This window comes from Sandarakinorhabdus rubra (assembly GCF_010994245.1).
Taxonomy (GTDB): Bacteria; Pseudomonadota; Alphaproteobacteria; order Sphingomonadales; family Sphingomonadaceae; genus Sandarakinorhabdus; species Sandarakinorhabdus rubra.
The window spans coordinates 1-8,813 of sequence record NZ_WMHO01000103.1 but is presented as its reverse complement, the minus strand read 5'-3'; the positions used below and the strand labels follow the sequence as shown (position 1 = coordinate 8,813).

Here is an 8,813-nt window from a genome sequence, read left to right as displayed (position 1 = left end):
TATCGACTGGCGGCGGCAGGCGGCCGGGCCTGCGCGCATCGCCGCGGTGGACGTGGCGGCGCTGTGGCGCGGCCGGCTGGGCAGCGCCACGCAGCTGACGATCGAGGGCCTTGCCACATACAGCGGCGAGCGGCAGGCGACCCCGCTGCCGATGCCACGCTTCCAGTCGCTGCTGCGCGCACGGGTCGAAACCGGCGGCTGGGCGCTGCTGGCCGGTTGGCGGCATCGAAGCACATTGGAAATCGAGCCGGCGCGCCACTGGCTCGATCTTGGCGTCGAACGCCAACTCAGCGAGCGTATCCGCCTGATTGCCAGCATCGGTAACGTCGCGGACACTGGCACTGCCGCCGCGCCGGTTGGCCGGCAGGCGCTGCTGCAACTCCTCGCCGGTTTCTAGGCGGCCACGGTTCAGGCCGGCGTCAGCACCAGCCGGCCATCGCCCTCATCCACCGTCACGGTGCTGCCGTCGGCCACGCTGCCGGCCAGGATCAGTTCCGCCAGCGGGTCCTGCAGATGCTTCTGCACGCTGCGCTTCAGCGGCCTGGCGCCATAGACCGGGTCATAGCCGACCCGCGCCAGCCAGCGGCGCGCGGCGTCGCTGAGGGTCAGCGTCACCTTGCGGTCCTTCAGCAGCGCCTGCACCCGGGCCACCTGGAGGTCGACGATCGGGGCCATCGCCTCGGGACCCAGCCGCTGGAACAGCACGATCTCGTCGAGCCGGTTGAGGAACTCGGGGCGGAAATGCCCGCGCACCACTTCCATCACCTGCGGTTCGGCCTCGCTCACCGGATGGCCATCGGGCAGGCCGGCGATATACTGGCTGCCCAGGTTCGAGGTGAGGATGATCAGCGTGTTGGTGAAATCCACCGTGCGGCCCTGACCATCGGTGAGGCGGCCATCGTCCAGCACCTGCAGCAGCACGTTGAACACGTCGCCGTGGGCCTTTTCCACCTCGTCGAACAGCACCACCTGATAAGGGCGCCGGCGGACGGCTTCGGTCAGCACGCCACCTTCCTCGTAGCCGACATAGCCGGGGGGCGCGCCGATCAGCCGGGCAACGCTGTGCTTTTCCATGAACTCCGACATGTCGAGCCGCACCATGGCGCGCGGATCATCGAACAGAAACTGCGCCAGCGCCTTGGTCAGCTCGGTCTTGCCCACGCCGGTGGGGCCGAGGAACAGAAAGCTGCCCAGTGGCCGGTTCGGATCCTGCAGGCCGGCGCGGGCACGGCGCACCGCGGCCGAAACGGCGCGCACCGCCGCCTCCTGCCCGATCACCTGGGCGCTGAGGATGCTCTCCATCTTCATCAGCTTGTCGCGTTCGCCTTCCAGCATCCGGTCGACCGGGATGCCGGTCCAGCGGCTGACGACGGCGGCGATATCGTCGCTGGTCACCTCCTCGCGCACCATGGCGTCGGCCGTGGCGCCTTCCGCGTCGGCCAGCTGGCGTTCCAGTTCGGGGATGCGGCTGTACGTCAGCTCACCGGCCTTCGCATAATCGCCGGCGCGCTGGGCCTGCTCCACCTCCAGGCGGGCGGCGTCCAGCTGTTCCTTGATGCGGGTGGCGCCGGCCAGCTTCTCCTTCTCGGCTTGCCAGCGCAGGGTGAGTGCGTTCGACTGCTCCTCAAGCCCCGCCAGTTCGCCATTGAGCGCGCCCAGCCGCTCCTTCGAAGCGGCGTCGGTCTCGCGGGAAAGGGCAGCGGCCTCGATCTTCAACTGGATGATGCGGCGGTCGAGCGCCTCGATCTCCTCGGGCTTGGACTCCACCTCCATGCGCAGGCGGCTGGCCGCCTCGTCCATCAGGTCGATCGCCTTGTCGGGCAGGAAGCGGTCGGCGATGTAGCGGTTGGAAAGGGTGGCGGCGGCCACGATGGCGCCATCGGTGATGCGCACCCCGTGGTGCAGCTCATATTTCTCCTTCAGCCCGCGCAGGATGGAGATCGTGTCCTCCACCGTCGGCTCTCCGACCAGCACTGGCTGGAATCTGCGTTCCAGCGCAGCGTCCTTCTCCACGTGCTTGCGATATTCCTCCAGCGTGGTGGCGCCGATGCAGTGCAACTCGCCGCGCGCCAGGGCAGGCTTCAGCAGGTTGGAGGCGTCCATGGCGCCCTCCGCCTTGCCGGCGCCCACCAGCGTGTGCATCTCGTCGATGAACAACACGACATCGGCGCCTTCCGCGCGCACCTCGTCAAGCACGCCTTTCAGCCGCTCCTCGAACTCGCCGCGGTACTTGGCCCCGGCGATCAGCGCGCCCATGTCCAATGCCATCAGGCGCTTGTCCTTCAGGCCATCGGGCACGTCGCCATTGGCGATCCTGAGCGCGAGGCCTTCGGCAATCGCCGTCTTGCCCACGCCCGGCTCACCAATCAGCACCGGATTGTTCTTGGTGCGCCGGGCGAGCACCTGGATGGTGCGGCGGATCTCCTCGTCGCGGCCGATCACCGGATCGAGCTTGCCAGCCCGCGCCGCCTCGGTGAGGTCGCGGGCATATTTCTTCAGCGCGTCGAACTGGTCCTCGGCGCCGGCGCTGTCGGCCGTGCGGCCCTTCCTGACGCTGTTGATCGCCTCGTTCAGCGCCTGCGGGGTGACGCCCGCTCCCTTCAGGGCCTTGCCGGCTTCGGTGGTGGAGGCCAGGGCGAGGGCGACGAGCAGCCGCTCGACCGTCACGAAGCTGTCGCCGGCCTTCACCGCGATCTGCTCGGCGCTGTCGAGCACGCGCACCGTGTCATTGTCCCAATTGAGCGACTGGGCGCCGCTGCCCGACACCTGGGCGTGCTTGCCCAGCGCCTGGTCGGTCAACTGCACGGCCGTGGCGGGGGTGCCGCCGGCCGCCTTGATCAGGCCGGAGGCCAGACCTTGGTCATCCTCCAGCAGCGCCTTGAGCAGATGTTCCGGCGCGATGCGCTGGTGTTGCCCGCGGATCGCCACCGTCTGTGCGGCCTGCAGGAAGCCCTTGGCGCGATCGCTGAACTTGTCGAGATTCATGGGGACCATTCCTCCTGTCGCGGAGGATATGGTGTGGCTTTACGGCAACACAAGTGCCGCAATCAGGGATTATTGTGGGCGCAGCCAAGCATAGACCAAGCCGCCAAGCGCGCCAGCCAGACAGAACAACAGGAAGCCATCAAGGCCACGCGCCCCGGCCAGTGGCGTGATGTCCATGGCGACCTTCATCAGGCTCAAGGTGGCAGCCACGGCACCAATGCCGGCCAGCGGCCAGGCCAGCGGCGCCAGCAGTGGCAGTCGTACGCGCAGCCAGCCGGCCAGCGCAAAGCCCAGCAGCAGCGCCAGGCCGAACACCAGCAGCAGCGGCAGCGCCAGCCCGGCGAAATCGCGCCACGCGGTCTCGGCGGCAAGGCTGGGCGAAATCTCGACGCCGAGACGGGTGAGACGGGATTGCACCTGCCAGCTTTGCACGATGCTCGCCAGCGCGGTCGTCACCAGAACGGCGGCAGACCAGGCAGGAGCGGAGCGCAGCAGCTGTTTCATCATCGTCTTTCAGCAACCCGTCGGGGTGGCCCCTGCACGCCGGGTGTCACCCGTCTGTCATGTGACGTTGCGTCTGTTAAGGTTCATTACCTTAAGTGTGATTCGGCAGGGAAGGCCGTACCGGCCACGGATTGGCAACACTCGTGAAAAAGCTGTTAATAACTCTTGCTCTGGTTGCAACCGCCACCGAAGCGGCGCGAGCCGAAACGGTGGAAACCATCGCCAGCGGGCTGGATCATCCGTGGAGCATCGCTTTCCTGCCCGGCGGCGAGGGCGTGCTGGTGACCGAACGTAGCGGGCGCCTGCTGCGCATCGCGGGTGGTGGCGGCACGCCGATGGCCATCGCCGGCGTGCCGGCGGCCTATGTGAAGAGCCAGGGCGGCCTGTTCGACGTGGCGCTGCATCCGCGCTTTGCGGAGAACCGCCTGCTCTATCTGTCGATGTCGGCCGGCAGCGCCAAGGCCAATTTCACCCGCATCGTGCGCGCCCGGCTGGACGGCAACCGGCTGGCCGACGTGCAGACGATCTTCGAGGTGAAGCCCGCCAAGGACACGCCGGTGCACTTCGGCGGCCGCATGGCCTTCCTGCCCGATGGCAGCCTGGTGATGACCACCGGCGATGGCTTTGACTATCGCGAACGGGCGCAGGCCCTGAATTCCGGCCTCGGCAAGATCGTGCGCATGAACAGCGATGGCCGCCCGCTGGCCGGCAACCCCTATGTCGGCCGCGCCGATGCCTGGGCCTATGTGTGGAGCCTCGGACACCGCAACCCGCAGGGCCTTGCGGTTGATCCCGCCACCGGGCGGCTGTGGGCGCTCGAGCACGGGCCGCGCGGCGGCGACGAGCTGAACCTAATCGAGAAGGGCGGCAATTATGGCTGGCCGGTCGCCACCTTCGGGATGGACTATAGCGGCGCCACCATCAGCCCGTTCAAGCGCTACAAGGGCATGATCGACGCGCGGCGCGTGTGGGTGCCCTCCATCGCGCCGTCGGGCCTTGCCGTCTATCGCGGCCCGCTGTGGCTGGGCTGGCAGGGCGATCTCATCGTCGGCGCGCTGGTCAACAAGGAGGTGCGCCGCATCGATCTCGATGCCAGCGGCAAGGTGGTGGGGGAAGAGCGCATCTTCCCGAAGGTCAGCGCCCGCATCCGCGACGTGCGGGTGGCGCCCGATGGCGCGGTGTGGCTGACGACGGATGAGGATCAGGGGCGGGTGCTGCGCGTGACGCCCTGACGGCCGGTTCAGTGCGCGGTCCAGCCGCCGTCGATCACCAGCTCCGACCCGGTCATGTAGCGGCTGGCATCGCTGGCCAGGAACACCACGCCGGCGCCGATATCCTCCGGTCGGCCGGCGTAGCCCACCGGCGCGCCGGCACCCACGGCGTCCACGTCGATCGTGTTGGCGCCCGGCTGGCTGCTGCCGAGCAGCGCGGCCGACAGTGCACCCGACGTGTCGAGCTTCTGCCAGATCGGCGTGTCGATGATGCCAGGGTGCACGCTGTTGCAACGGATGCCATCGCGTGCGGCGGCGCACTCCATCGCCACCGCCTTGGTGAGGAGGCGCACGGCGCCCTTACTGGCGCAATAGGCCGACATGCCAGCCGACCCGCCCAGGCCCGCGACCGACGAGATGTTGATGATGGACCCGCCGACATGCCCATCGGGGCGGGGCTGGCGCATCGCCGGCAGCGCGTGCTTGATGCCGAGGAAGCAACTGGTGACGTTGATGTCCATCTGCCGGTTCCACTGCTCCAGCGTCACCTCGGTGATCAGGCCCGAGGTACCGATGCCGGCATTGTTCACCAGGATGTCGAGCCGGCCATAGAGGTCCATCACACGGGTGACGAGCTCGGCCCAGCGCGGCTCTTCCACCACGTCCTGCGCGCGGAAGGTCGCCGTGCCGCCGGCGGCCTCGATCATCGCCACCGTCTCGCGGCCGCCTTCGGCATCAATGTCGGTAACGAACACGGTGGCGCCCTCGGCTGCGAGCGCGATTGCGCTGGCCCGGCCGATGCCGCTTGCCGCCCCGGTCACGAAGGCCACGCGGCCTGTCAAAGCACCCATCATCATCCTCCCCTTGTTTGCCTTGACTGTGCGCGCTTTTCCGGCTGCGGCCCAGCCCTCCATCCCGCCAGTGTCAGAGACCGGTGATCGCCCCCCAGGCCCCGGCGACCAGCAGGATCAGGCTGGGAAAGAAGGTGAGGCCAAAGCCCGGGCCGCGCTTTGCAGGGTCGGCATAATAGGCGCGGGCATAGAGGATGCGGCCAAGGCTCCACACCGCGGTCAGCCCGGCGGTCACCATGTCGCCCAAAACCGGCGCACCCACCACCACCGCCGGCACCAGCAATGCCAGCTGTTCGAGCGTGTTGATGTGGACCCGGTTGCGCTTGTCGAACTCCGGATGGCCGCTGGCGCGCGGCGCCGGCACGTCATAGCGGGCGCGGGCTTGGCCCACGACCACGCCGAGGCCGAAATAGACCAACAGCGCGGCGATCAGCGCCAGTGTGGTGAGCGGAAAGGCAGTCAGCATTGTCATGTCCTTCACTGGCCTAGCGCGGCGCGGGCGGCGGCGGCCCCGCCCACCACGGGGATGGCGATATGGCTCGGGCGCTGGGCATCACGCCACACGCCCTGCGTGGCCTTCACATAGTCGGTGGCCTTGGCGTGGAAGATGTTGGGCACGAACGTCTGCGGATTGCGATCATAGAGCGGGAACCAGCTTGATTGCACCTGCACCATCAGCCGGTGCCCGGCCGGGATGACATGGTTCACGCCGGGCAGCAGGAAGCGGTAGCGTTCCGCCTTGCCGGGCGTCAGCGGCGCAGGCGTCGAAAAGCCCTTCACATAACGGCCGCGGAAAATCTCCATGCCGATGCCCAGCTGCAGGCCAGCGAGGTCGGGCTTGGCGCTGTTCTCCTCGGGGAACACGTCAACCAGCTTCACCACCCAGTCGCTGTCCGTCCCCGAAGTGCTGGCGAACAGGTTGGCCTCCGGCTGGCCGTGGATCTGCAAGGGGGCTTTCAGGGGCGCCGAGACATAGGTGACGACATCGGGGCGGACGCTGGCATGGCGCTGGTCGCTCACCAGCCACGACCCCCACATGGCCCGGTCCCGCATGTTCACCGGCACCGGCACGAACGGCACCGGGTGGGCGGGATCGGAGACATAGTCATCATGCGCCTGTGCCGCCTTCGGCGGAGCCAGCGACAGGCTGAAGCGGTCGTCGAGATAGAGGTTCACCGTCTCGCCAGCGGGGAAGCGGTCATGCCGCTCCCAGCGGTCGGCGTTCACGGCATAGGTGAACACCGGCGGGGCGGCGAAGGGCTTGCCGCCGGTCTTCAGATGGCTGTCGAGGAAGGGCTTCATCACCTGCGTGCGGAACTGCAGCCCGGTGTCGCCGGCGAACTTCAGCACGCCGAGGCCCGAACCGTCATAGTTGACGCCCGAATGGCGCCACGGCCCGATGACGATGGAGAGCTTGTCGTTGTTCACGTCCTTGGGCTCGAGCGCGCGATAGACGGCCGGCGCGCCATAGCTGTCTTCCTGGTCCCACTGGCCCACCACCAGCATGGTCGGCACGGTCAGCGGCCGGCTGCCCAGGATGCGGTCGAGCGCCTGGCCCTGCCACCAGGCGTCATAGCTGGGGTGCTCCATCAGCTTCTTCACGCCGGGCAGCGCGTCGAGGCCATATTTCGCGACATAGGCGCCAGCCGAGCCAGCGGCGAGATATTCGGCATAATAGTCGCGCCGGCCCATGGCGACCTCATCGCCGCCGGATTTCGTCGCGGTCTGTCCGGTGAAATAGTCCAGCATCGTCTGGCGGAAGGCGCCGTTGTGGAACCAGTCATCGCCCATCCAGCCATCGACCATGGGGGACATCGGTACGGCGGCCTTCAAGGCTGGGTGCGGATCAACCAGCGCCATCAGGCTGGTGAAGCCGGGGTAGGACGAACCGGTGATCGCCACCCGGCCGTTGGTTTCAGGGACATTCTTCACCAGCCAGTCGATCGTGTCATAGGCATCGGTGCTGTGGTCGGTTGCGGTGGCGTTGAGCGGGCCCTTCAGGGGGCGCGTCATCACATAGTCGCCTTCCGATTTGTGGATGCCGCGCACGTCCTGATAGACGCGGATATAGCCATCCTCGACCAGTTCGCGATCGGCGATCGGCAGGATCTCGGCGATCGACTGGCTGGGGTTGCGCTGCGTGGTGCGATTGGCGTTGTAGGGCGTGCGGGTCAGCAGGATCGGGCCATTCTTCGTGCCCTTCTTCATCACCACCACGGTGAACAGCTTCACCCCGTCGCGCATCGGGATCATGATCTCGCGCCGCTCGTAATCGGCGGCCGGCGTCACCGCCTTGAACGGGGCACCAATGTCGGGCGCCATGGTGGGCATTTGCGCCGTGGCCGGCATGAACGTGGTTGAGGCCAGCAGCAGCGCTGCCGCCCGGATGGTTTGGTGCATCGTCTGTCCTCCCTGTGGTGAGTTCATGGCGGCTCGGGCGGGCGCCGGCAAGCCTCAGCGGTTGGCGTCAGCGGTTGCGGAACCAGCCGGTGATTGCCAGCCGACCCACGGGGGCGAACGGCGCCACCAGCGAGACGTGGTGGCGCAGCGGCACCAGGAACAGGTTGAGGCAATTGAAGCGCGGCATGAAGCCAGCAACGATATTGCCCTTGTCGTCGAGGATGTTGAGATAGCCGCCCCAGTCCGGCCGCCAGTCCTTAGCCAGGTTCAGCACATAGGCGAGGCGGCGGCCTTCCGATTCGACCAGGTCATCATGTTCGGTGAGGAAATGCCCGCCGGCATAGAGCGTCGCCTGCGCGTCGGCGCGGATGATGTCGTCATGGCCGGACACATCCCGCGCGAAGGCCACCGCCTCGGGTGCGTTGATCTCGTCCAGCAGGCCATAGAGCGGGTGGCCGGGGTGCCAATTCTCCTTGTAGGCCTCGACCAGCGGATAGCGGCCATAGAGGAAGGCAAAACGCCCACCTGCGGCGGCACTGGCGGCGCCATTGCCCATCGCCGCCTTCTGCTGCGGCGACAATGTGCGCATCTGTTCCGGCCGCACGAACTGCCCGCGCGGCTGGCCGTCGCCGGCCCAGGCCAGGCCATAGGGCGTCTCGTGGCGCAACACCTGCCACAGCGCGTCGGCCGCCTGTGGCCGCAGCACATCCTCCACCTGGGCGAAGCGCCGCGTGGCGAGCTGGTCCCGCACGCCGTCGCGGTCGATCGCCGGGTTGAGCGCGAACAACTGGGCGCTCACCGGCCCGCCTCCGGCGCGGGGGGCAACTGGGGCGGCAGCAGCGCTTCCGGATCGACGCGCACG

General features: G+C 67.8%; 8 protein-coding genes. 2 read left to right on the top strand and 6 right to left on the bottom strand.

The window, feature by feature from the left end:
* The coding region (locus tag GJV64_RS07950; RefSeq protein WP_164156729.1) for a hypothetical protein at nt 1-397 on the top strand (397 nt) is incomplete at its 5' end.
* A gap of 11 nt (nt 398-408) precedes the next feature.
* Here the strand turns inward: GJV64_RS07950 and clpB are convergent.
* Entirely contained in the window at nt 409-2,985 is a 2,577-nt protein-coding gene (gene clpB, locus GJV64_RS07945; protein ID WP_164156728.1) for an ATP-dependent chaperone ClpB, read from the bottom strand.
* 69 nt (nt 2,986-3,054) lie between these two features.
* Nucleotides 3,055-3,492 (bottom strand): hypothetical protein, encoded by a 438-nt coding sequence (locus tag GJV64_RS07940; protein WP_164156727.1) that lies wholly within the window; start codon nt 3,490-3,492, stop codon nt 3,055-3,057.
* A gap of 140 nt (nt 3,493-3,632) precedes the next feature.
* Here GJV64_RS07940 and GJV64_RS07935 point away from each other — a divergent pair, with 140 nt between their 5' ends.
* Nucleotides 3,633-4,721: a PQQ-dependent sugar dehydrogenase gene (locus GJV64_RS07935; RefSeq protein ID WP_235927654.1), complete on the top strand. Its 1,089-nt coding sequence runs from the start codon at nt 3,633-3,635 to the stop codon at nt 4,719-4,721.
* Between the two features lie 8 nt (nt 4,722-4,729).
* Here the strand turns inward: GJV64_RS07935 and GJV64_RS07930 are convergent, their stop codons facing one another.
* The 4 genes from GJV64_RS07930 to GJV64_RS07915 form a co-directional block, all read right to left on the bottom strand.
* Entirely contained in the window at nt 4,730-5,554 is an 825-nt protein-coding gene (locus GJV64_RS07930) for an SDR family NAD(P)-dependent oxidoreductase (protein WP_164156725.1), read from the bottom strand.
* Between the two features lie 70 nt (nt 5,555-5,624).
* The gene (locus GJV64_RS07925; RefSeq protein WP_205599561.1) at nt 5,625-6,017 is read right to left on the bottom strand and encodes an MAPEG family protein; all 393 of its coding nucleotides are present in this window, start codon (nt 6,015-6,017) and stop codon (nt 5,625-5,627) included.
* 11 nt (nt 6,018-6,028) lie between these two features.
* Nucleotides 6,029-7,951, bottom strand: a complete 1,923-nt coding sequence (locus GJV64_RS07920) for a CocE/NonD family hydrolase (RefSeq protein ID WP_164156723.1) — start codon at nt 7,949-7,951, stop codon at nt 6,029-6,031.
* A gap of 67 nt (nt 7,952-8,018) precedes the next feature.
* Nucleotides 8,019-8,750: a 2OG-Fe(II) oxygenase gene (locus GJV64_RS07915; protein WP_164156722.1), complete on the bottom strand. Its 732-nt coding sequence runs from the start codon at nt 8,748-8,750 to the stop codon at nt 8,019-8,021.
* Nucleotides 8,751-8,813 lie beyond the last annotated feature (63 nt).

Coding starts and splice junctions, on each gene's coding strand:
- clpB (WP_164156728.1), bottom strand. CDS start 2,985: ATGAATCTCGACAAGTTCAGCGATCGCGCCAAGGGCTTCCTGCAGGCC.
- GJV64_RS07940 (WP_164156727.1), bottom strand. CDS start 3,492: ATGATGAAACAGCTGCTGCGCTCCGCTCCTGCCTGGTCTGCCGCCGTT.
- GJV64_RS07930 (WP_164156725.1), bottom strand. CDS start 5,554: ATGATGGGTGCTTTGACAGGCCGCGTGGCCTTCGTGACCGGGGCGGCA.
- GJV64_RS07925 (WP_205599561.1), bottom strand. CDS start 6,017: ATGCTGACTGCCTTTCCGCTCACCACACTGGCGCTGATCGCCGCGCTG.
- GJV64_RS07920 (WP_164156723.1), bottom strand. CDS start 7,951: ATGCACCAAACCATCCGGGCGGCAGCGCTGCTGCTGGCCTCAACCACG.